Source organism: Fibrobacter sp. UBA2449 (assembly GCF_002342555.1).
GTDB lineage: Bacteria > Fibrobacterota > Fibrobacteria > Fibrobacterales > Fibrobacteraceae > Fibrobacter.
Genome location: NZ_DDQF01000020.1, coordinates 212,518 through 236,524 on the forward strand (window position 1 = coordinate 212,518; position 24,007 = coordinate 236,524).

Here is a 24,007-nt window from a genome sequence, read left to right on the forward strand (position 1 = left end):
CCTGAATGTTATGAAATTACGTTTTTTTTCTGTTTTGGTTTTGGGGGTTGCAGCGGCTTGCCTTGCCCAGACTGGCCTTATGGGTGGTTCCGACGGTGTTCACCAGATTAATACCCAGACGCTCGGTAGGGGGCAGGTCATTGTTGGTACGGGTGGAAATTTTGCGATTGACCCGTGGGCGCTTTCGCGTGGGGGAGTCTTCTATGACGATGGCGAAAGGAAAAAGCTCCAGCACCTGAAGGTTTCGGCGACAGGTAACTTCTTCGGCGCGGTCGGGCTCACCCGGTTCATCGATATCGGTGCCGCGCTCAACATCAACTACGACAGGTCGTATGCGGGCAGCTACTGGGAAGCGGCAGGCAACATCAGGCAGGGAGACCTGGACCTTTGGGCCAAGGCGCGTGCACCCTTCTTTAGCGATTCGAGCGTGTTCAGCCTGGCCGGACAGTTTGAACTGTACCTTCCGATAGGCGTCCGTTCCATTGGTATCCGCCCACGTCATGCGTGGTATATCCACGGGAAGGGCGAGACGCACCCCTATACGGCGGGCGAAGTGGTCGTCGGGATGAGCGCCGTGACGACTGTCGACTTGACGAAGGTGAACGTTCCCTTGCGCTGGAACGCGAATATCGGGTTTGTCTATGCGAACGAGGGCTCGAATACGCTGGTTTATGGCACCGGTATCGACTGGGACATGTTCAAGTGGATGACCTCCTTTGTCGAATATAGCGGCGAATTCCGCGTAGAAAACAATGGGCTCCCGATTGATTTCTGGGAAGACCCGATGACCTTGACTCCGGGTCTCAGGTTCCATCTGCCGTGGAACTTGGAGCTTTCTGGCGGCATCGATTTCTCGGTGCGCATGCTCCGGACGCTCTATGACCGCGACAAGGAAATGAAGGATGTCGATAAGTGGACTATCGGCTACACCGACCAGAAGGGATATAAAAAGACGTATGGCTACACGCCGGCCCCGACGTATGCCCTGACAGGACTCCTGACGTGGAAGTTCGGCATTGCGGACAAGGCTTCCGAACGCCAGTGCCCGCAGGGACTCCCGCCCGAAGAGCCGCGCGACACGGTGACCGTGGCCCGCACGGATACGATTGTGCATGTGGACACCGTATACACGGTCGATACGGTGGTGCAGAAGCAGTCTTACGTGAAGGTGGATTCGCTGCCGGATAGCGACAACGACGGCGTTTCGGATGACCGCGACAAGTGCCCGGATACGCCTGCGGGAATTACGGTGGATACGACGGGTTGCCCGCGCGACTTCGATGGCGACGGCGTCCCCGATCACAAGGACATGTGCCCGAACACGCAGCCGAACATCGGCGTCGATTCGACGGGTTGCGCCATGGACGAGGACCGCGACGGTGTTGCGGACACGAAGGACCTGTGCCCCGCGACTCCGAAGAACGCTCCGGTGGATACGACCGGATGTCCGATGGATTCTGACCGCGATGGCATTCCCGACTATCAGGACAAGTGCCCGAACACCCTACGTGGCGTGAAAATCGACAAGAAGGGTTGCCCTGTCAACAAGCGTGAAGACCTGGAAAGGCTCAAGAAGGGAATCAACTTCAAGAGCGGCTCCACCGTGCTGACCAAGGCGAGCTACAGGACTCTCGATGACATTGTGAAACTGCTGACCAAGTTCGACGACGTGAGCCTTGAAATCCAGGGCCACACCGATAACGTTGGCGGCGACGAATATAACGAGAACCTTTCGCAGGGCCGCGCCCAGTCGGCGGTTGATTATCTTATCCGCAAGGGAATCCCGGTCGAGCGTCTCCGTGCGGTTGGCTTTGGACCGCGCAAGCCCATTGCCGACAACAAGACCAAGAAGGGCCGTGCCAAGAACCGCCGCGTGGAACTGATTCCGTTCTATAAGGATGATCCTTAAAGGAGAGTCGATGCGTTTCGAGAAGAGAGTCTGGCTTGCTAGCCCCACCATGCATGGCGATGAACTCCGCTACATGCAGGAGGCCTATGAGACCAACTGGATGAGCACCGTCGGGAAGAATATCGACGAGGTGGAATGCCAGGTGGCCGAGAAGGTGGGCGTGAAGTATGCCGTAGCGCTCTCGGCGGGGACGGCGGCGTTGCATTTGGCTACACGGCTTGCGGGAGTCCGTTTGTTCGGAATGCCCAAGGCGGGCGAGGGTACGCTGCGCGGGCAGAAGGTCTTCTGCAGCGACATGACGTTTGCTGCGACGCTCAACCCGGTGGCCTACGAGAACGGCGAGGCCGTTTTTATCGACAGCGAACGCGATACCTGGAATATGGATCCCGTGGCTCTGGAAAAGGCCTTCGAAATTTATCCGGACGTGAAGCTGGTCGTGCTTGTTCACTTGTATGGAACGCCCGCGAAGGTTGACGAGATTCGCGCAATATGCAAGCGTCACGACGCCCTGCTCATCGAAGATGCCGCCGAAAGCTTCGGGGCTAGCTACAAGGGAGTGCAGACCGGAAGTTTCGGCGACTTCAACGCCATCAGCTTTAACGGGAACAAGATTATCACCGGTTCCAGCGGCGGCATGTACCTTACCGACAGCAGGGAAGATGCCGACCGTGTGCGCAAGTGGAGCACGCAGAGCCGTGAACCCGCGCCGTGGTACCAGCACGAGGAAATCGGCTACAATTACCGCATGAGCAACGTGATTGCGGGCGTGGTGCGCGGGCAGTTGCCGCACCTCGAGGAACACATTGCGCAGAAGCGTGCCATTTACGAGCGATACAAGGCGGGCCTTGCCGGGCTCCCCGTGCAGATGAACCCCTATGACGCGGCGAATTCCGTGCCGAACTTCTGGCTGAGCTGCATGATTATCGACGAGAATGCGATAGGCGAGGGTAGAGGCAAGGCGACGCCCGCGAAAATCCTGGAAAGCATTTCTGCGATGAATGCCGAAGGACGCCCGATATGGAAACCCATGCACATGCAGCCTTTGTATGCGGGCCATGCCTTCGTGACCGCCTCGGGAGATGACGTCGGTGCCGATATTTTCGCCCGCGGGCTCTGCCTCCCCAGCGACAACAAGATGACCCCCGACCAGCAGGATGCCATTATCGCTACGATCAGGGAGTGTTTTGAGGGGTAGCTGTCATCCCCGCGAAGGCGGGGATCTCCCAGAAAAACTTGTTATATTGAATTAAAATGTACTCCCGCTTCCTTAAACGCCCGATTGACTTTTGCTGTGCCCTGGCGGCAATCTGCTGCCTGAGCCCGCTGCTTGTGGCCCTAACGATCCTCGGTGCAGTCAAGATGAAGGGGAATCCGTTCTTCACGCAGCCCCGTCCCGGGAAAGACGAAAAGATTTTCAAGCTCGTCAAGTTCCGCACCATGACAAACGAGAAGGATGCAAACGGCAAGTTGCTCCCCGATGACGTGCGCCTTACCGCGTACGGAAAGTTCCTGCGCAGTACCAGCCTCGACGAACTCCCCGAACTCTTCAACATTTTAAAAGGCGACATGGCAGTAATCGGCCCGAGGCCGCAGCTCGTGCGCGATATGGTCTTTATGACCCCCGAACAGCGCAAGCGCCACACCGTACGGCAGGGCCTGAGCGGGCTTGCCCAAATCAACGGCAGGAACGCCGTGACTTGGGAAAAGAAAATCGAGTATGACCTCGAGTACATCAAGAAAATCACCTTCCTGGGTGACGTGAAGATAATACTCACTACGCTGAACAAGGCCTTTATCAAGCGTTCCGACATCACCGAAGAGAACTGCGATACCGCCACCGATTTGGGCGACTATTTGCTGGCAAACGGACGCATCACCCGCGAGGAATACGACCGCGGCCAGGAAGAAGCGAAAAGGCTTATTGCGGAGGCCGGGTAGCATGTCATCCCTCGTCTCCATAATCATGCCCAGCTATAACACGGCTCCGTACATTGCCGAGTCCATCAACTCGGTAATCGCGCAGACCTATGCCGACTGGGAACTGATTATCGTTGATGATGCTAGCACCGACAACACCGACGAAGTTGTCGCTTCCTGTCATCCCCGCGAAGGCGGGGATCTTTCATCGCGAATCCGCTACCTCAAAAACGACCGCAATCGCGGTGCCGCCTACAGTCGCAACCGAGCCCTCCGCGAAGCCAAAGGCAAGTGGATTGCCTTCCTCGATAGCGATGACCTGTGGGCACCCGACAAGCTCGAAAAGCAGATAGCCTTCATGGAAAAGAACGGCTATGCATTCAGCTACACGCGCTATGGGGAAATGGATGAGGACGGCAAGCCCACGGGAACGATTGTTGGAGGCCCGAAACGCATCACCAAGACCGGAATGTATAACTACTGCTGGCCCGGCTGCCTCACCGTGATGTACGACCGCGAGGTGGTGGGCGATATCCAGATTGCCGAAATCCAGAAGAACAACGATTACGCCATGTGGCTCAAGATATGCCGTAAGGTCGATTGCTACTTGTTGGATGAAAACTTGGCCCATTACCGTAAACGCGGCGGCTCGATAACACACTCCTGTCATCCTGGAGCCGAAGGCGATAGGATCCATAAGGCCCCTGAGCTTGCCGAAGGGACGAAGTCAAAGGATCTACTTCGTCACTTATCTCTTATCAAGTGGCACTACAAGCTTTACCGCGAAGCCGAAGGAATGAACCCGGTCGTATCCCTGTTTAATACAGGCCGCAACCTCTTCTTTGGCGTATGGAAGAAGATAAAGTACGTGGGGAGGGGATGATGACTGCTGAAAACAATCATATTCCCGGTTGGAAATACTATAATCATGCGGCGATTCCGACAACGGCTCCGCATGAAAATCCCGATTTGACTCCGCTTAAAGATGGACGTATCTGGCGTATTGAAGACAAAAAGCCCCTGCTAGTTCGTTATACGACTGACTGGGATTGTGGATATGATACGGGATGGTGGTATTTGATAAAGGACGCCCCATTTGATATCAGTACTTTGTCGAGTAACTCCCGAAAGCATATTAAGGAAGCTTTTCGAAAAGTAAGAGTTGAAAAGATTGACCCAAAAGAATATGTCGATGCTCTTTATGAATGCTATCATCAGGCGTATTTGGGGTATAAGCAGGCTGACAACGAGGATTCGTACGATTCTTTCAAACTGCGGTGTGAAAAATCCGCGTTGCTGGGGCTTGAGTTTTGGGCGGGATTTTCGCAAGATTCAGGGAAACTTGTCGGATATCTGATGCTCGGGCCTCATGAGGATTGGGCTGAAATTTACACATCAAAATTCCATCCCGATTACTTAAAACTCCGTGTTTCGGATGCACTATATGCGTTTGTTTTAGATTATTACCTGAATGGTCAGAAAAAAAAATATGTTTCTTCGGGATCGCGTTCCATAAACCACGTGACCAATACGCAGGAATACAAGGAACAACATTTCGGCTATAGGAAGTGCTATTGTCGTTTGCACGTTCTTTACAGGCCTTTTTATAAGTTGATTTTTAAGGTATTGTTCATGTTTCGTGGTCTTATTTCTGTTTTGGGTGGTAGATTTACTTTAGCTCATCGTATAGTTGCTGTTCTTAAGATGGAAGAAATCGCAAGGAAATCTTGCCGGCGCGATAGTTAAATGGTTGGCTGTATATGAATATCTGGGATAGATTGAAAAATGCATATGCATCCGGTGGATTTAAGGAGATTGTCCGTAAATCTTTTTTCCATTACATCTATCGTTTTAACAGTCGCATAACAAAGGCTTCCGTAAATCGCAAAAAATTACAGTTTGGCCTGAATCAGTCTGATAAGCGAATGGGAAAAGTGGTTGTTTCGCTGACTTCTTTTCCGCCTCGTTTCGCAAATATCCATTTAACTTTAAAAAGCCTCTTGTTGCAAACTGAAAAACCCGATAAGATTATTGTTTATCTAGGTTCCGATTCTTCGCGGGAGCAGTTCACGAAGGAAATGTTGGTTTTGGAACAATATGGTGTTGAATACCATATTGATAGTAAGCGAAACCTAAAATCTCACAAGAAGTACTTCTATGCAATGCAGGAATTTCCCAATGACGTGGTGGTAACTGCAGATGATGATGTTTACTATCCGTCAAATTGGCTCTCTAGCTTGTTGAAATCCTACAGGAAATTCCCGAAAGCGGTGAGTGCCCGCCGGGTACACCTTATGAAGAAAAATGGGAAAGAATTGGCTTTTTACAATTATTGGGAAGACCAGTGTCGTCGGGTAAAATTACCGAGCTTCTCGCTCATTGCTACAGGTTGCAGTGGAATTCTTTATCCGCCGCATTGCCTCAAGTCTGAGGCGTTTGATGAAAAGATCTTTATGGAATTGTGCTTTGAGGCGGATGATATCTGGCTCAAATGTATGGAAGTTTTGAACGAAATTCCTGTTGTATGGGCTAAAAATTGGGAGGTGGATCCGATTGATGTTGCCGATTCTACAAACGGAACACTTTCGAGCTTGAATGTAGACTATCGTAAGAATGATGCGTATTTGCACAATGTGATGGATTATTTTAAGATTCCTGTAGAGAAATTTTTTCGATGATGGGGGTGCTTGTGAAGAATATTGCTATCGTGATACTGAATTACAACACCTTTACCGATACTGTTATATGTGTAGATTCTATCAAAAAGTTTACTAGACAGAATTTATACAAAATTTATATCGTAGATAATGCCTCTCCGGATAAATCTGGCGAACTGTTGTTGGCGAAATACGATGGCGATTCGGAAGTGATAGTTCTTTTGTCCGAAGTCAATAAGGGCTTCTCCGGTGGCAATAATATCGGAATTCGAGCTGCATTAAATGATGGCTATGAGTATGTTTATCTTTTGAATAGCGATATCATTTTGGAAAACGATGCATTTGCTATGATGCAAGAGGCATTTGAACCAAAAGACGATATTGTTGTTGTTGGACCTTCTATAGTCAACAGTTTAGGAAATTACGCCCAGTTTGCTAGGCATGGCGTTACGTTGACAACATATTGTACAGGCCGCCGAATTCTCTTCAAACTTTGTCCTCGATTGGGGAGGCGCTTGCGCCATTATGAATTTTCGCATGATGAAGATTTTGTGTTTGATGGTATGCTGAATGGCTGCTGCTTTGGCATGAAGGCTGATTTTATTCGGGAAAATAACTGTTTGGATGAGAATATCTTCATGTATTATGAAGAAGATATTTTGGCTCATGTGATGCATAAGGCTGGTAAACGTGCTATTATCGCTTCCAAAGCAAGAATTATTCATAATGAAGGAGTTTCCACAAAGAAGAGCAGCGTTGATCGCTTGCTTTTTACTAGGTTTTACAGGTGGACTTCGGTTTTATATGTTTTGAAGAATTATGCGAATACAGCCCCTTTGATTTGCAAGATGATTTCGTTCTTGAATGTGGTGGAATGGCGTCTGCTTGCAAAGCGAAACCAAGCCTACAAAGAAAAATTACAAGCTTTTATTGATGAAAATGGAAGAGTTTTGAAATAGTTATGCGACTATACCAAGTGGCTACATATGTCTATTTCTTGGTCTGGATTGTGCTAGCGGTTTTTTCGTATATCTATAATTCTAACTTTATTTATGAGCCCTTGTTGATATTCCTTACTGGAACGGCTTTGTATTATACTTATGTAGCTGTAACGAATTACAAATTGCCTCTCTATTTTAAAGGGGCCCTATTATTTGTTTTTATTCTTTCACTTTATGGCATATTCCTTATCATTGTTGGCGATGAGATATATTGGCAAGCGACTGGGCGATTTTTAAGAAAATACCTCTATATATTATGGCTTATTCCCGCCATGTTGTCGTTTGTTCCTGTATATATTTTTACAAGTAGAGGGTTGATTACGGAGCGTGAAATGAAAATCCTTTTCCTGATTTTCTTTGTATGCGGAATCAATTCCTACTATGGCGGCCTTGAACAGCAAATTGCTTACGCTGCATTGATGATGGAAGAGGAACAGGAAGAATTTACCGTTTCGAGCGTGTATCAATTATTGAGTCTGCTGCCTCTAGTGATATTATTTAAGAAACATCAGATTTTGCAATTTATTTTCTTGGGGGTGATCTTTATTTTTTTAGTGTTGAGTGCGAAAAGAGGTGCGATTATACTTGGTGGTATTTCTGCGTCTTTGCTTATTTTGAGCATGTTTGTTGAAAGTTCGCTTACGAAGAAAATTTCCATTTTCTTTGTATCGATTGCTCTGTTTGTTGCGATTTACTTATTCATCAATCATCAGATGGAATCTAGCTCCTATTTTGCATCAAAGGTGCAACGTACTTTTGAAGGTTATACCAGTGGCCGTGATGAATATGCCAAGCATATTTTGGATTATTACAGGAATAAGTCAACAACTTTCCAAATGTTTTTCGGGATAGGTGCGCAAGGTACGCTTGTGGCCAATGAGTCTTTTGCACACAATGATTGGCTTGCTATTCTATTGGAACAAGGAATTTTTGGTGTGTGTATATATTTGCTCTATTGGATTGCTTTTGCTATTACCTGGATTAAATCTCGGGTGAATTTCGAAGCCTTTGTTGTGATTGGCTTGCTGTTGTTGATTGGTCTTGGTAAATCTGTATTTTCAATGTACTACTTGCCCATTTCTTCCGAAATGATGGCTTCGTCTTGTTTCTTTGCAATGGCTTTGGGCTTTTATATGGCGAAGGCCTTCCCGCAAGAAGAGGAGGAGGCTTCTGATGAGTAGTTCCAAGAAAATATATGTTTTTTGCCCGAATGACTTTGTAACTGGTGGCCCTGATGCGCTCCACCAGATTGTCTACTACTTGAATCAAATCGGGCTTGAGGCGATTATTGTTTATTACGCATTTACCTCAAAGCATGTTTACGCCATTCCCGATGCCTATAAGGCTTACGTTTCTGGTTTTATAACTGAAGACGATTTTGTTGATAGTTCCGAAAATATTGTGATTTTGCCAGAACATGCCGTAGATAAGCTTAAATTCCTTAAAAAATCAAGAGTGCTTATCTGGTGGTTGAGTGTCGATAACAATACCAATAGGAGTTCGTTCCTTTGGAAGGTGTTTTTCTTTGCGACATTGCCTGCAAGGGTGGTCAAGAACTGGCATTACTACAAAAAGCGCTTTGGCGAGGCCATTGTAAAGACCCTGCAAATGAAGAAGTATGATTTCAATGCGGAGCCGGAGAATGTAGAACACCTTTGCGCATCTCATTACGCCTATGATTTCGTCTCCAAGAGGTCCAAACATAAGACTTCTCTTTGTATTGAGCCGATAAGCAAGATTTTTCTGGAAAAATTTGATGAACAGAAGGGGCTCCTTGATTCTACCCAGCGCTCGGATATAATCCTCTATAACCCGCGTAAAAGCGGTGCGTTTGTCCAGAGGCTAGTTGAACTGGCTCCGGACCTGAATTTTGTGCCGTTGAAGGGCTTTAGCCAAGACCAGCTCATTGAAAAGTACGTGACCTCCAAGTTGTATGTCGACTTTGGCCCGTTCCCTGGTGCAGAACGCATCCCCAAGGAGGCGGCCCTGTTCGGTTGCTGTGTTATTACGGGGCGTAACGGTGCTTCGAACTTCTATGGGGATGTTCCTATACCCGATGAATACAAGTTTGCGGACTATGCTGGGCAAGCAGATTTGATTGTTGCGAAAATTAGGGATGTTCTGAAAAACTACGAGACCAAAAAGCCTGACTTTGAAGAATACCGCAAGACTGTCTTAGCCCTTGAAGGTAACTTCAAAAATTCTCTGAAAGGATGCTTGCAAAATGGTTAAGGGTCTTGTGTCTATCATTGTGCCGGTGTACAATGTCGAAAAATATTTAAGGGCTTGCCTGGATAGCATTCTTGCGCAGACCTTCTCTAATTTTGAACTTATCTTGATTGATGACGGCTCTAAAGATGGCTCGGGGGCGATATGCGATGAATATGCATCAAAAAATTCCCGGATCAGAGTCCTGCATAAAGAAAACGGGGGTGTCTCAAGGGCCCGAAATACGGGGCTGGACATGGCGCAGGGTGAATTCGTCACGTTTATCGATGGCGATGATACCGTCGACGCGGACTATATCGGGCTGATGTACCGTGAAATGGTTGATAACGGCTACGATGTGGTTCGGCTCTCATGGGAACGTGGTGGGGTTAACTATACATACCACATAAAGTTCAATAGTGAAGGGTGCTGCCTTGTAGATGGTGACACAATCCAAACCTTGCTTTTGTGTACCAATATATGGGGACTTTTTAGGGCAAACCCGCAAATCCGTTTCAATGAGACTCTCAAGAACGGGGAAGATTCCTTGTTTGTGATAGAAAACTTCGTGAAGTCGAATCGAAGGATGCTCCTGGTCAACAAGCCTTACTACCATTATACCATTGTGGAAAAGTCTGCGTCAGATATGTCTCCGACAGAACGCCTTGTTGCCCATAAAAAGCTATTGAATGAAGTCCTCAAGATGAAGGACATATATCCACGAATAGAATTCCTTGTAAAAAGGCATGCGCTTTCGGATTATTTCTCGGTAATGCGTTTTATGATGGATAACTCGATTCAATCAGATAACGGCTTTACGTTTAAGGAAATAGAGTCCGAAGTTAAGGCATTAAGGAAGGATGGCATTACTTTTACCAATGTAAAGGCTGAATTGAGGTTTTTCCTGTACCGTTACAGGTTGATTTGGCTCTTTAAGTTGTTGTCGCGTGTTAGAAAATTGTTTAGGTAATAGAGATTTTTAGGTATATGTTCACGCATAAGGTCGCAAAGAATGCTTCTTGGATAATAGGCTGTCGTATAGCACAGGCTGTTATCGGCCTTGTTGTGGGAATGTTGACGGCTCGGTACCTTGGTCCTTCAAATTTCGGTGTGATTAACTATGCTGCTTCGCTGGTTATGTTTGTGACGCCGATTATGCAACTCGGCTTGAACGATGTGATGGTTCAGGAATTGGTCAACAATCCCGAAAAAGACGGGGAAATTCTCGGAACCTCGATATTGATGAGTTCGCTGTCGGCGATATTCTGCGCTGCAGGCCTGTTCGTTACGGTTTCGTTCCTTAATGCGGGCGAAACCGAGACAATCATTGTATGTTGCCTGTATAGTACAATCCTCATATTCCAGGCGGCAGAATTGACTCAGTACTGGTTCCAGGCCAAGTACCTCTCCAAGTATACCTCCTTGGCGGCCTTTGCCGCATATATGGCCGTTGCGGCCTATAGGGTGTACTTGCTTGTTTCGGGGAAGAGCGTCTATTGGTTTGCCGTGTCAAATTCTTTTGCGGCAATCCTCATTGCGGGCTCTTATTTCGTGCTATACAAAAAGAATGGTGGAGGTTTGTTCAAAATATCCCTGTCGACAGCCAAGAGGCTTTTTACCAAGAGTTATTTCTACATCTTTGCTGCTTTGATGGTAGTTGTTTTTGCACAGACTGATCGCATTATGATTAAGAATATGTTGGGGAACGCAGAAACTGGTTTCTATTCTGCCGCTATTACTTGTGCGGGGATGACGACCTTTGTTTTTGCTGCGCTAATTGATTCGTTCCGGCCGCTTATTTTTGAGAAAAAAAAGATAGGCGGCGAAGGTTACGAGAATAGTGTCACGTCCCTCTATTCCGTGATAATTTACCTTGCCTTGGCGCAAAGTGTAGTCATGACTGTTTTTGCTCCGTTTATTATTAAAATTTTGTATGGCGCGGCCTATGCTCCGTCAGTCGGGGTGTTGCAAATTATTGTTTGGTATACCACCTTCTCTTATTTAGGCTCTGCCAGAAGTATCTGGATTTTGGCAGAATCTAAACAGAAATACCTTTGGTTAATCCATCTTTTAGGGGTTGTTGCAAATGTCGCGCTTAATTTCGCCCTGATCCCTCTATGGGGCATTAATGGTGCGGCTGTAGCCTCTGTAATTACCCAGTTTATTGTAAATATCGGCTCTGGGTGGATTGTCAAGCCGATTCGCTTTAACAACGTCCTTATTTTTAGGGCTCTAAATCCGAAATACCTAAAGTTGATTGCGTCTCGGTTGAGAAAAGGGTCACAAGTTGGCTAAGAAGAATCCTTTTATTGACTTTCTTTGTTATTTTTATCTTAAAAGTGTGAGTTTGCTATGACTACTGAAAAATCATCAAAAGCGGATTCAGTCAAAAATCCTTTATCTCAAGAATCTGTTACGATAATGGATTTTTTCGCTCTTCTTTGGAAAGAAAAGTTTAAAATTATTATTATCGCGATTGTGTCGACCTTGTTGGGTGGCGTCTATGCTATGTGGGTGCGCCCTTCGTACACGAGTGACGCTTTGCTTCAGGTAAATGTTAAGGGAGCGAGCAGTAAATCGACAAAGGCCTTAGGTGAGATGGGGGCGGTTTTGGATTTGGCTAGCCCAGCCGATGCTGAAATTGAGCTTATCAAGAGCCGTATGGTTTTGAGCTACGTGGTGGCTGCCGAGCATGTTCATTTATGGACTATTCCTGTTGGCTCTTGGGATCGGTTGATGCATAGGGAAGGCCGCATGGACTTGGATTCTCTCCGGATTCCTCCGAAAGTTCGTGCCAAAAAGTGGATGGCCGAGGTAAAGGGTGATGATTCCTATTCTGTTTTTTCTCCGGATGGGAAAAAGGTTCTTGATGGTAAGGTGGGTGAAGTATTTACGACTCCGTATGCCGGCGATACACTTGCCATTCGTGTGAATTTTTTGGAAGCTCGTGTGGGGCAGAAGTTTATCTTGGTGCAGGGGTCCCCGTTGGCTGCTGAACGTGCGTTGGCCAGTGGCTTGAATGTCCATGAAAAGGGTAAGCAGACGGGCATTATCTCGGTCCGCTATAGCCATCGTTATCCAGATCGTGCTGCATCTATTTTGAATACAATTGCGAAAACATATCTGCGTCAAAATGTAGAAATGCGCAGTGCTGAGGCAGAAAAGACACTGGAATTCCTTGAAGGGCAGTTGCCGGGGGTTAAGACCAAGTTGGATAGCGCCGAGAAGGTTTTGGCGGACTATCGGCATAAGGTCGGTTCCGTTGATATTGGCGGTGAGACCAAGGCGCATCTTGACAAGGAAGGCCAGCTGCAACGCCAGATTATGCAGTTGGAACAGGATCGCCAAGCAGCGATGCGCTTATTCAAGGCGGAACACCCAAATGTGCAGACTATTGTCAAGCAGCAGAGCAAGTTACGAGCGGAATTGGCTGTGCTTAAGAAGGATGCTGAAAAGATGCCGCTTACGCAGCAAGAGGTTAAGCGCCTGCAAGAAGAAGTTGCGGTAAACAATGAAGTGTATACAAATATGCTTAACAACATTCAACAGTTGCGTGTGGTTCGCGCTGGTGAAGTGGGAAATGTCCGTATTGTCGATTTCGCCCAGGTGGAACAAAGCCAAAGCAAACCGAATAAGTCGCGTATTTTGATTGCAGCCTTTGTGGCTGGTTTGATTTTGGGATTACTTCTTGTTATCGTTATTCGTGTGTTTAAAAACGGCGTTCGCAGTGCTTCCGAAATCGAACGCGAAACTGGTCTCAGCGTGTTTGCAAAGATTCCGCAGTCTCCGAATAAGTTATTGCGTGGTCACAAGCACCTGCACCACGGTGCTCCGTTCGTGCTCCAAAATACTGAAGATAAAGTAAGCGAGTCGTTCCGTTCGCTGCAGACGGCCTTGATGTTTCTGATGCCGAAACCGGAACATAGCGTTGTGCTTGTAATGGGGCTGATTCCTGGTGTGGGAAAGAGTTTTGTTTCGCTGAACCTGGCGGCGACGGTTGCCGCTAGTGGCAAGAAGGTGCTCCTGATAGATGCCGACATGCGCCGTGGCGTAATCCATAGCGGGGCAAAGTTTGGCCTGGCCGATGTGCTCCTGGGCCTTGCTACGCTCGAAACGGCGATAGTCCAGAAGCATGCCGATAATTTGTTTGTAATGAACGCGGGCAAGACAAAGCTTGCCGCTTGCGAACTACTCCGTAGCGATGCCATGGACAAACTCCTTAAGGAAGCCCGTGAAAAGTTCGACCTGGTAATCGTCGACACTCCACCGTTGAACTTGGTAACCGATGCTGAGTTGATTTGTCCCTTGGTGGATTTCTCGCTTTTCGTGCTCCATTATGGTCGCCATAGCATGGATGAAATCAAGGAAACTGTCGAACGCGTACGTCGCTATTCGGACAAGCCCGCCGCTATCGTGATGAACCACTGCGAACGCGAACCTGGCCACTATGGATACGGCTACGGGTACTACGGTAAGGGCTATTACGGCAAAAAAGCGTGATTTTTGTGTGATGCTCGACACTTTACGGAAATATTACATTTTTCTATATTTGGCCTAAATCTATAGGTTGAATATGAATTTTTCCCAAAAAATGGCCGTTTTGGCACTTTCGTTCGCTGTCGTGGGCGTTTTTGCCCAGGAAGAGGGCGCTATTCTTGGCGAATATGGCGCAATTACCGTTAAGATGCTTAATGGCAAGAAGACGGCACTCATTAGCGGTACCTCGACGGAAACGGTCGAGATTGCGGAAGATGTCGAGGTGGATTCCATCTATTACGATCGTGATTATTCGGGTGAATGGGGCAAGCCTGGTACCTTGATGCTGCCTTTTGATTTCCCGAATGGCTGTCTTTCTGAATTCGGTCAGATTTACGAAATGACGGGGATTGCATTTAATGGTTCCTCGGAAACTTGGCAGATTGATACGAAAAACATGGGCAGTAACGGGGATTTTTCCGCCAATAGGCCTTATTTCGTGCGTCCCAATAAAAACCAGGTTGTTTTTCCTGCATGGTGTGCTGGTAAAACAACCATGAAGAAGACGGTCGGTGCCGATACAAAGTTCTCTTTCGATAACTGGGAATTTCGGGGCATGTATTCCTATAAGACTTGGGATGAGGGAGACTCTGATATTGGTCGTGTTTATGGCTTTGCTGCAAAGGAAAAGGAAGTTGATGGCAAGACCATTAAGCAGGGCCAGTTCGTGAGGGTCAAGGCGGGTGCCTATATCCGTCCGTTCCGCGGCTATCTGATTTACAACAATAGCGCCGTTCTTACCAAGAGCGCTACGAATTCTGCAACCGCCTCTATCGATGTAGAAGATCTGCCTTCCACGATCGAGGTTGTTTTCCATGATGAAGATGAAACCACTGCAATTTACATGCTGAACCCGCACACGGGCGAGTTCTCAACGGCGACCGGCTGGTTTGACATGAAGGGCCGCAAGCTTGACAAGAAGCCGACCATCAAGGGTACCTATTTCCACAACGGCAACAAGGTTATCATCAAGTAGGGGTGGATATGAATTTGAAGTTTGAAAAGAAAGAATACGTTGCCCCGAAGCTCACTTTTATCGATATGCGCGGTGACATGTACCTGCTCGCTGGTTCCGGTGGTGACGGTCCCGATGCCGATGACTACGACGACGAACTCGGATTCAACCTGAACGAAGGTGCAGACCGTATCGCATAACGATTCTACGAGGCGTACGCGTCTCTTCTTTACACTCCTGCGATTTGCCATAGGGGCTTCGCGGGAGTTTCCTGTTTTTGGGGTGGGCGATATTTCTGCCGAAGACTGGGAATGGCTATACAGGCTGTGCGGTCGGCAGTCGCTTTTGGGTGTTGCCTTTTATGCGATTCAAAAGCTTTCATCAGGGAAGCCCGAAACTCTCGGGATGCCGCGCCAGCTTTATCTCAAATGGTATTACCAGGCTGAGGGCATCCGGTCGCTGAACGAGCGGCATTATGCGTGTTCTAGCGAGTTGACTCAGAAGTTTGCTGCGGAAGGCTGCCAGACGTTTATCCTCAAGGGGCAGGCGAACTCCCTGCTTTACCCGGACAAGTTTATCCGCCAGACGGGAGATATCGACATCTGGGTTTCCGGCGGGCGAGAACGTGTTCTTGAGCTGTTCCGGAAGATGGACTTGCTAGAAGATACAAAGATCTCTAGCCACGACGTCCTTCTTCCCAAGAACGTGTTCGGGGAAGAGGTCGAGGTTCATTTCGGGTTCGGGGTCGACCGCTGCAGCCCTTTTGCGAACAAGCGCATGCTCGCATTCCTTGACGCGGAATCGCATAACTTGACGCCTGTGCCCGAGGGCTTTTACGTCCCTTCCAAAAAGTTCGCGCTGGTCATGCAGCTCTCGCATATCTACAAGCACATGCTGGGCCTCGGGGTAGGGATGCGCCAGCTGGTAGATTACTTCATGCTGCTTCAAGCATCGTCGAGTGAGGAACGTGCCGAGATTGCCTCGTTGCTCGGGTCCATGAACCTGCGGCGATTTGCGGGGGCGCTCATGTGGGTGCTTTCGGAATGTCTCGGGCTAGAAAGCGAGTTTTTGCTCTGTGCGCCCGATGCCCGCCGCGGTCGCGTTCTCCTTCGTGAAATCATGCGTGACGGCAACTTTGGGAAATTCGCGGATCGGCGTCGCGGTTCTGTCTGGCGCTGGTGGCTCAAGAACCGCCTGCGTCTGCTGACGTTCCTCCCGTTCGATTTCTCCGAAGTTTCGTGGTTCCTGCTGCGCTACTGGGCTTCGTTCGTGTTCCTGACGCCCCAGCGCATTCTGGCCCTCCGCCAGTATAAAGAACGTCACAAATAGATATGGCGTAAAAAATATGCCAATTTTTTATAAAATTGGCTTGATTTTTATGCCAATTTTGTGTATATTGTTGATATGGAAAAAGTAATTGCCGAAATTTTGCGTGAATTTTATGAGAATGGCGTGCCGACAGATGTTTGCCGTCGCCCTGTAGAATTTCTCGAAAAAAAAAGAAATGCCACTTCTATTATCGGTATGCGTCGCACTGGGAAAACCTATATAACGTACCAGCGTATGCACGAACTTATTGATGCCGGTTTGCCTCTGAATCGAATTGTTTATGTCAACTTTGATGATGAGCGTTTAAGGGGTATCAAGGTGGACGATCTCCATCTTATCGGTGATGTGCATGCGACAATGTTTCCTGAGGCGGCTCGGGAAAAATGCTGGTATTTTTTGGATGAGTTACAGGATGTTGATGGCTGGGAATTTTATGCTCGACGTCTAATAGATTCTGCGTTGGTTCAACTATGTGTGACCGGATCTTCATCTAAGTTGCTTTCATCAGAGGTGGCGACTCAACTTCGTGGTCGATCTTTGGATATGGAGGTCTTTCCTCTGTCTTTTTCGGAATTTCTGCAATTTAATGGGATTTTTAAGAATGTTCCTGAAAAACCATTTTCGTCTAGGACTAGTGGTTTATTGCGTAATGCCATGGCTCGATATTTGGACGAGGGTGGTTTCCCTGATATACAAGGGGAGAATGTTCGTGTCCGGAACAAGTTGTTGCAGGAGTATGTGAATGCCGTTGTATTTAGGGATGTTATAGAACGGCATGAAATTTCGAGTGTGCAGGCGCTTCGGTATACTTTAGATTATGTTATCCATAATTATGCGCGGAAAGTTTCGACTCGTGCCATCTCTGGCACGTTGAAGGCAATGGGGATTTCGGACAATCGTGAATATATTTCTAATTATCTTCGCTATTTAGCCGATGCGTATCTCATTTATCCTGTATCTATAAGGACGGATTCTGTTTCGGTGCGTAGAACAAATCCTGATAAATATTATATGGTTGATACCGGGGTTGTTCGTGCAATGACTCCAAAGAATGATGCTGAAAAAGGGTGGCTTCTAGAGAACCTTGTTTTTATGCATTTCCGGCGTGGAAATAATAAAATTGAGTATTATATCAATCGTGCTGGCGGCGAAGTTGATTTCCTTGTTACGAATCTTGATACGAAATCTAGGCGACTCGTTCAGGTTGCTTGGGATATGGAACAGCAGGACACGTTCAAGAGAGAGATAGATGCGATTCGTTTGGCGAAAGAAGAAATTAAAGTGAAAAATTGCTGCATCGTTACATGGAATTCGGAAGCCATATTAGAAAATGGCATTAATGTGATTCCAATTTGGAAATTCTGTCTCGAATAATTATGTAATAAAAATGGCGGCCCAACTGTTGCCAGATGGGGCCGCGCTTTTTTTAGAAAGATGCTCGCCTTCTCCCCAAAGAGGATAACTCTACTATGGCAACAAGTTGCCAAGTATCGTATAGCGAGCATGACGATCGCCTTACTTCTTTTCGCCCTTGCAGCACTTGCATTCGGCCAAGCACTTGTATGCAACGCCGCCGATGACGCCGCCCAAAATCGGGGCGACCCAGAAGAGCCAGAGCTGCTTGATGGCGGCCCCGCCAACGAACACTGCCATTGCGGTAGAGCGGGCCGGGTTCACGGAGGTGTTGGTCACCGGGATAGAGATGAGGTGGATGAGCGTGAGGCAGAGGCCGATGGCAATCGGGGCGAAGCCTGCCGGAGCTCGGCCGTCGGTAGCGCCCATAATCACGAACAGGAAGATGGCGGTGAGCACGGTTTCTATCAGGAACGCGCCGCACATGCCGGTGGTCTTGCCGCCGAAGGCGTTCACGCCGTTGGTGAGCGTGTCGGACCAGCCGTTGGTGGCGAATGCGCCAATGCCTGCGTTGGTGAGGTCGGGCTGTGCAATGCAGTAGAGCACTGCCGCAGCGACGATACCGCCGATGACCTGGGCCACGATGTAGGCCGGAGCTTCCTTAGCGGGGAAGCGGCCGCCGGCAACCTGGCCCAGCGTGACAGCCGGGTTCAGGTGGCACCCCGAAATGTGACCGATGGCGTATGCCATAGTGAGAACGGTGAGGCCGAATGCGAGCGACACGCCCACGTAGCCGATACCGGTGGTCGGAACGCCGCAAGCAAGCACGGCGGCACCGCAGCCGCCAAACACAAGCCAGAAGGTGCCGATAGCTTCGGCAATGGCACGAGTAGTAAGTTTCATAAACATCTCCATAGTTTGGGGTTAAAAGTTGTGCCTTAATTTAGCAAAGCGAATTGCATGAATTCAGCAAAAAAATGAGAAAAAAAGTTTTCGTGAGAAATCGCACAAAAAAGCCCCGCGTGGTTCGCGGGGCCTTGGCATACGTTGTTTGGCGAAAAAATATTTGCTTCCATCGCATCTTTGCATGGCAAAGATGCGCCTTTGGCAAACTGTGTTTGCCAAAGATTATTTCGCCTGTTTCGGCATCTGCACGGAAATGTGGATGTCCTGCAGCTGCTGGAGGTCCACTTCGCTCGGGCACTGGTCCATCGGGCTCGAAGCACTGGTGTTCTTCGGGAATGCGATGTAGTCACGGATAGACTCTTCACCTTCCATAGTAGCAACAACGCGGTCGAGACCGAAGGCGAGACCACCGTGCGGAGGAGCGCCGTACTTGAAGGCATCGACGAAGAAGCCGAACTTGGTCTTCACCTGTTCTTCGGAGAGACCGAGCAGGCGGAACACCTTTTCCTGGACTTCAGGGTTGTGAATACGGATAGAACCACCGCCGATTTCCACACCGTTAAGAACAAGGTCATAAGCTTCGGCGTTGCAATCCTTGAGGTTGCCGCTGAGCATCATGTCCAAATGTTCCGGAAGCGGGTTGGTGAACGGGTGGTGCATGGCCATGTAGCGGCCTTCGGTGTCGCTGTATTCGAACATCGGGAATTCGGTAATCCACACAAATTCACGCTTCTTCGGGTCGCGGAGACCCTTGATGCGGGCGACTTCCAGGCGGAGCTGACCCATAGCGGTTGCTGCAACCTTTTCGGGGCCTGCGATGAAGAACATCATGTCGCCGCACTTGGCACCGACGGCGTCGCGCAGTTCGTTGAGCTGTTCGGTCGTAAAGAACTTGCCGACCTGCGTTTCCACTTCGTCATTTTCCTTGACGCGCATCCACACGAGGCCCTTGGAACCGTACTTGCCCACGTAGGCGGTGAGTTCGTCTATCTGCTTGCGGGTGAAGTCAACGCAACCCTTGGCGGCGATACCGCGAATCTTGCCACCGGCGGCAACGCAGTTCTTGAACACGCCAAAGTTGGACTTTGCACCGATTTCAGACACATCGTGGATTTCGAGGTCGAAGCGGAGGTCCGGCTTGTCGCTCCCGTACTTGAGCATGGCTTCGTGCCACTTCATGCGGCGGATCTTCTTGGGCGGTTCAAAGTCCCAAACCTTGCCGAGAACTTCGGTCACGAACTTGTCGAACATTTCCATCACGTCGTCCTGGTCCACGAAGGACATCTCGACGTCAATCTGCGTGAATTCCGGCTGACGGTCGGCGCGGAGGTCTTCGTCGCGGAAGCACTTGGCAATCTGGAAGTAGCGGTCCATGCCGGCAATCATCAAAAGCTGCTTGTACTGCTGCGGAGACTGCGGGAGGGCGTAGAACTTGCCCGGGTTCACGCGGCTCGGCACCAGGTAGTCGCGGGCGCCTTCCGGAGTGGACTTGCAGAGCACCGGAGTCTCGATGTTTTCGAAACCGTTGGCGTAGAAGAAGTCGTACACGGCCTTGAGGAAGCGGCTCTTGAGGAGGAGCTTCTTCTGGATCCACGGACGGCGGAGGTCCAGGTAACGGTACTGCAGGCGCAGGTCGTCGTTTTCCTTGCACTCTTCGTTAGGGTCGTTGATGGCCAAGGGGGAGGTGAGGGCCGCGTTCAGGATTTCGATGGAGTCAATCTTGACTTCGATTTCGCCCGTGGCGAGCTTCTCGTTAGCGTTGCCTTCTTCGCGGGCGTAAACCTTGCCGGTCACCGTAATCACGTATTCGTTGCGGAGCTGTTCGGCGGTCTTCATCACGTCGGCATTGTAGTCCGGGTTGAAGACGATCTGAGTCTTGCCATACTTGTCGCGGAGGTCAACGAAAATCACACCACCATGGTCGCGGCGGCGGTCCACCCAACCGGCGAGTGTTACGGTCTGGCCAACATCTGCCTTGCGCAGCTGGCCGCAGTTATGAGTACGTTTCATGTTAGTATCCTTGGATAGTTTTTTTTTCGGGTGTAAATATAGCAAAAGAGTTTGGGGCGAGTGAGGCGTAAAAACAAGGAAAAAGTGTAGAAAAAGTGGGTCCGATATGATGAAATCAGGATGTTTCCCCCTGTGAACAGAAAAATGGGAGAAACTCCCGCTTTTGTCGTCAAAATCTTGTATTTTTAAGCAAAAAACATAAGGATGGAACATGGATAATTTCAACTTCTACAGCCCCACAGAATTCGTATTCGGCATGAACCGCGAAAACGAGTGCGGTGCGCTTGTCAAGAAGTATGGCGGCACGAAGGTGCTGATTCATTACGGTGGTGGCTCTGCGGTACGCTCCGGCTTGATTGACCGAGTGAAGGCGAGCCTTGACGCTGCAGGAATTCCGCATGTGGAACTGGGTGGCGTGAAGCCGAATCCGCATGATTCGCTTGTGTACAAGGGCATTGAGATTGTCCGCCAGAACGGTATTGACTTTATCCTTGCGGTGGGTGGCGGCTCTACGATTGATAGTTCCAAGGCCATTGCGATGGGTGCTGTTTACGATGGCGATTTCTGGGACTTTTACGATGGCAAGGCCTCGGCGGCGGCAGCGCTCCCGATTGGCGTGGTGCAGACGATTGCGGCTGCCGGTTCCGAAGGTAGCGGCGACTCCGTGATCACCAAGGAAGATGGCATGCTCAAGCGCGGTGCAAGCAGCGAACATATTCGCCCGAAATTCGCGGTGCAGAATCCGGCGCTCCTTTGCACGTTGCCTGCTTACCAGACGGCTTGCGGCATTACCGATATCATGGCTCACGTTTTTGAACGTTACTTCACGAACACGCTGGAAGTGGAAATTACCGACCGCCTGTGCGAAGCGGTGCTCCTCACGATGGTGAAGGAGGGCCCGCGCGCCATTGCCGACCCCGCCAACTATCAGGTGCGTGCGAACATCATGTGGGCGGGGACGGTAGCCCACAACGGTGTTGTGGGCTGCGGGCGCAGTCAGGACTGGAACAGCCACGCCATCGAGCACGAACTTTCGGCACTTTACGACTGCGCCCATGGCGCGGGCCTTGCAGTCATCATGCCCGCCTGGATGGAATACGTGGTGGACCACAACGTGATGCGTTTTGCGCAGATGGCGACGCGCGTGTTCGGCTGCGAGATGAATTTTGAAAACCCGAAGGCCACCGCCCTCGAAGGCATCAAGGCATTCCGTCGCTTCCTGCATTCCATCGGCATGCCGATTAACTTTGCAGAACTCGGCGCGAAGGAAGAGGATATCCCGAAGATGGTCGAAAAACTGAACCCGGGCGACGGCTGGGGCTTTGTTCCGCTCAAGGCGAAGGACGTCACCGCGATTTACACCATTGCCGCCCACGCCTCTCTTGATTGACCCGCAAAGAAAAATATTTAGTCGCTACTTTTAATATTTAGGACGAAAATTTTAAGCGAAAGTTAATCGCATTTCTTGAAGAAGCAGCTTCTCGCTCCCGTGTGGCAAGCCACTTGCGGACCCTGCATGCGGACTTTGAAGAGCAATGCGTCAGAGTCGCAGTCGGCGGCCCATTCAACGACCGTCATCACGTTTCCGCTCGTGTCGCCCTTGTGCCAGTATTCCTTGCGGCTGCGGCTCCAGAATACCATCTCGCCGCATTCGTGTGTGCGGCGGAGCGCTTCCTCGTTCATCCAGGCCATCATCAGCACATCGCCCTTGTCGGCGTCCTGCACGATTGCCGGAGCAAGTGCAACACCGTCCACTTCGACTTCGAACTTGATTTCTTTAATCAGGTCTTCGAATTTCATGATTACGCCCTCACCTGGCCGTTGCCGCGCAGAACCCACTTGTAGGTGCAGAGGCTTTCTACGCCCATCGGGCCACGGGCATGCAGCTTGTCGGTAGAAATGCCCACTTCGGCGCCCAGGCCGTATTCGCCACCGTCTGCAAAGCGGGTGCTGGCGTTCACCATCACGCTGCTGCTGTCCACGTTGGCGACAAAGTAATCCTGCACGCTAGCGTCTTCGGCGACGACCGCTTCGGTGTGGCGGCTGCTGTTCGCTTCGATGTGGTCGCAGGCCTCGGCCACGTTGTCCACGAACTTGACGCTTGCCTTGAGGGCCAGGTATTCGTGGTGGTAATTGCTGTCATCGCCGATGTCCTTGATACGGCTGTCGTGGCTCTGGGCGTCCTTGTTGCCGAAGAGTTCCACGCCACGGTCGGCGAGGCAGTCGAGCAACTTTTTCACGTTGGCTGCATCAATGTGGCGGTCGATAATCACGCATTCCATGGCGTTGCACACGCCGGTGCGCTGCGTCTTCGCGTTGATGAGGATGTTCACCGCCTTTTCGATGTCGGCGGACTTGTCCACGTACACGTGGCAGATGCCGTTGAAGTGCTTGATCACGGGAATCTTGCTCTGTTCCACCACGGCGCGGATCAGGCGTTCGCCGCCGCGGGGAATCACGAGGTCAATACAGTCGCTACGCTGCAACAGCATGCCCACCAAATCGTGGCTCGTTTCGGTCACGAGCTGCACGGCGTCTTGGTCGATGCCTTCTTCGGCGAGAGCTTCGTGGAAAATGCCCGCGAGGCACTTGGCGGAATTCAGCGATTCCTTGCCACCGCGGAGGATTACGGCATTACCCGCCTTGAAGCAGAGGCATGCGCCGTCGATGGTCACGTTCGGGCGGCTTTCGAAAATGAAAAATACGGAGCCGATAGGCACGGCCACGCGGCTAATCTTGATTCCGTTCTTGAGTTCGCGGCTCTCGAGCACGCGGTTCAGCGGGTCGGTAAACGCGGCGATTTCTTCGGCGCCCTTGGCCATCGCTTCGATGCGGGCGTCGTTCAAAGTCAGACGGTCCATCTTGGCGTCATCGAGCTTGCCGGCGGCAGCTTCGAGGTCAAGTTTGTTTGCCGCAAGGATTTCCGGCTTTTTCTCGCGGAGCATTTTTGCCACGAGGTTGAGCACGGTACTCCGCTTTTCTCCGGAGAGCGTGCGCAGGTTCTTGCTTGCTTTCTTGGCGTTCTGGGCCAGAAGATTTGAATATTCGTCCAAGTTGGAATAATTTTTCAGCATATTTTTAATATAGAAACTTGATTTTAGTCACGCTTTTGTGTATTTTACTAATACAGGTTTGTTTTTACCCGCGACAAGGTCTTGTAGTCGCCGGTATCGGACTTGGGTGTATAGACCCAGTGCGTTTCTCTCCGCACTGGGTCCTTTTTTGA

21 protein-coding genes are annotated in these 24,007 nt (G+C 49.7%); 17 read left to right on the top strand and 4 right to left on the bottom strand.

Annotated features, from left to right (window positions below; translation table 11 throughout):
- Nucleotides 1-10 precede the first annotated feature (10 nt).
- From B4B27_RS13705 to B4B27_RS13780, 16 genes are all read left to right on the top strand, one after another.
- Nucleotides 11-1,909, top strand: a complete 1,899-nt coding sequence (locus B4B27_RS13705) for an OmpA family protein (protein WP_290727201.1) — start codon at nt 11-13, stop codon at nt 1,907-1,909.
- Between the two features lie 10 nt (nt 1,910-1,919).
- Nucleotides 1,920-3,104: a DegT/DnrJ/EryC1/StrS family aminotransferase gene (locus tag B4B27_RS13710; protein WP_290727203.1), complete on the top strand. Its 1,185-nt coding sequence runs from the start codon at nt 1,920-1,922 to the stop codon at nt 3,102-3,104.
- Between the two features lie 56 nt (nt 3,105-3,160).
- Nucleotides 3,161-3,847 (top strand): sugar transferase, encoded by a 687-nt coding sequence (locus tag B4B27_RS13715; RefSeq protein ID WP_290727204.1) that lies wholly within the window; start codon nt 3,161-3,163, stop codon nt 3,845-3,847.
- A gap of 1 nt (nt 3,848) precedes the next feature.
- The gene (locus B4B27_RS13720) at nt 3,849-4,709 is read left to right on the top strand and encodes a glycosyltransferase family 2 protein (RefSeq protein ID WP_290727205.1); all 861 of its coding nucleotides are present in this window, start codon (nt 3,849-3,851) and stop codon (nt 4,707-4,709) included.
- On the top strand, nt 4,676-5,572 hold the full coding sequence (locus B4B27_RS13725; protein ID WP_290727206.1) for a hypothetical protein: 897 nt from the start codon (nt 4,676-4,678) through the stop codon (nt 5,570-5,572). Before B4B27_RS13720 ends, B4B27_RS13725 begins: the two co-directional genes overlap by 34 nt.
- A gap of 14 nt (nt 5,573-5,586) precedes the next feature.
- Nucleotides 5,587-6,504: a glycosyltransferase gene (locus tag B4B27_RS13730; RefSeq protein WP_290727207.1), complete on the top strand. Its 918-nt coding sequence runs from the start codon at nt 5,587-5,589 to the stop codon at nt 6,502-6,504.
- 11 nt (nt 6,505-6,515) lie between these two features.
- Nucleotides 6,516-7,442 (top strand): glycosyltransferase, encoded by a 927-nt coding sequence (locus B4B27_RS13735; RefSeq protein WP_290727208.1) that lies wholly within the window; start codon nt 6,516-6,518, stop codon nt 7,440-7,442.
- 104 nt (nt 7,443-7,546) lie between these two features.
- On the top strand, nt 7,547-8,665 hold the full coding sequence (locus B4B27_RS13740; RefSeq protein ID WP_290727209.1) for an O-antigen ligase family protein: 1,119 nt from the start codon (nt 7,547-7,549) through the stop codon (nt 8,663-8,665).
- Nucleotides 8,658-9,716: a hypothetical protein gene (locus B4B27_RS13745; RefSeq protein WP_290727210.1), complete on the top strand. Its 1,059-nt coding sequence runs from the start codon at nt 8,658-8,660 to the stop codon at nt 9,714-9,716. The genes B4B27_RS13740 and B4B27_RS13745 overlap by 8 nt, the downstream gene beginning before the upstream one ends.
- Nucleotides 9,709-10,662: a glycosyltransferase family 2 protein gene (locus tag B4B27_RS13750; RefSeq protein WP_290727211.1), complete on the top strand. Its 954-nt coding sequence runs from the start codon at nt 9,709-9,711 to the stop codon at nt 10,660-10,662. Before B4B27_RS13745 ends, B4B27_RS13750 begins: the two co-directional genes overlap by 8 nt.
- A gap of 17 nt (nt 10,663-10,679) precedes the next feature.
- Nucleotides 10,680-11,987, top strand: a complete 1,308-nt coding sequence (locus B4B27_RS13755) for a flippase (RefSeq protein WP_290727212.1) — start codon at nt 10,680-10,682, stop codon at nt 11,985-11,987.
- Between the two features lie 57 nt (nt 11,988-12,044).
- The gene (locus B4B27_RS13760) at nt 12,045-14,192 is read left to right on the top strand and encodes a polysaccharide biosynthesis tyrosine autokinase (protein ID WP_290727213.1); all 2,148 of its coding nucleotides are present in this window, start codon (nt 12,045-12,047) and stop codon (nt 14,190-14,192) included.
- A 91-nt stretch (nt 14,193-14,283) separates the two neighbouring features.
- Nucleotides 14,284-15,204, top strand: a complete 921-nt coding sequence (locus B4B27_RS13765) for a hypothetical protein (protein ID WP_290727214.1) — start codon at nt 14,284-14,286, stop codon at nt 15,202-15,204.
- Nucleotides 15,205-15,212: 8 nt separating this feature from the next.
- A complete protein-coding gene (locus B4B27_RS13770) occupies nt 15,213-15,383 on the top strand; it encodes a hypothetical protein (protein ID WP_173382260.1) in 171 nt (56 codons plus the stop codon).
- An 82-nt stretch (nt 15,384-15,465) separates the two neighbouring features.
- On the top strand, nt 15,466-16,512 hold the full coding sequence (locus tag B4B27_RS13775; RefSeq protein ID WP_290727215.1) for a nucleotidyltransferase domain-containing protein: 1,047 nt from the start codon (nt 15,466-15,468) through the stop codon (nt 16,510-16,512).
- 75 nt (nt 16,513-16,587) lie between these two features.
- Nucleotides 16,588-17,886, top strand: a complete 1,299-nt coding sequence (locus tag B4B27_RS13780) for an ATP-binding protein (protein WP_290727216.1) — start codon at nt 16,588-16,590, stop codon at nt 17,884-17,886.
- Nucleotides 17,887-18,027: 141 nt separating this feature from the next.
- Here the strand turns inward: B4B27_RS13780 and aqpZ are convergent, their stop codons facing one another.
- A complete protein-coding gene (aqpZ, locus tag B4B27_RS13785) occupies nt 18,028-18,768 on the bottom strand; it encodes an aquaporin Z (protein WP_290727217.1) in 741 nt (246 codons plus the stop codon).
- A gap of 225 nt (nt 18,769-18,993) precedes the next feature.
- Nucleotides 18,994-20,781: an aspartate--tRNA ligase gene (gene aspS / locus B4B27_RS13790; protein WP_290727218.1), complete on the bottom strand. Its 1,788-nt coding sequence runs from the start codon at nt 20,779-20,781 to the stop codon at nt 18,994-18,996.
- Nucleotides 20,782-20,992: 211 nt separating this feature from the next.
- On the opposite strand from aspS, the gene B4B27_RS13795 reads away from it, so the two are divergent.
- Nucleotides 20,993-22,171, top strand: coding sequence for an iron-containing alcohol dehydrogenase (locus tag B4B27_RS13795; protein ID WP_290727219.1), 1,179 nt, complete (start codon nt 20,993-20,995; stop codon nt 22,169-22,171).
- A gap of 62 nt (nt 22,172-22,233) precedes the next feature.
- Here B4B27_RS13795 and hisI read toward each other — a convergent pair whose 3' ends face one another.
- Together hisI and B4B27_RS13805 are read right to left on the bottom strand one after the other, a co-directional pair.
- On the bottom strand, nt 22,234-22,581 hold the full coding sequence (gene hisI, locus B4B27_RS13800; protein WP_173365530.1) for a phosphoribosyl-AMP cyclohydrolase: 348 nt from the start codon (nt 22,579-22,581) through the stop codon (nt 22,234-22,236).
- Between the two features lie 2 nt (nt 22,582-22,583).
- On the bottom strand, nt 22,584-23,855 hold the full coding sequence (locus B4B27_RS13805; RefSeq protein WP_290727220.1) for a glutamate-5-semialdehyde dehydrogenase: 1,272 nt from the start codon (nt 23,853-23,855) through the stop codon (nt 22,584-22,586).
- Between the last annotated feature and the right edge of the window lie 152 nt (nt 23,856-24,007).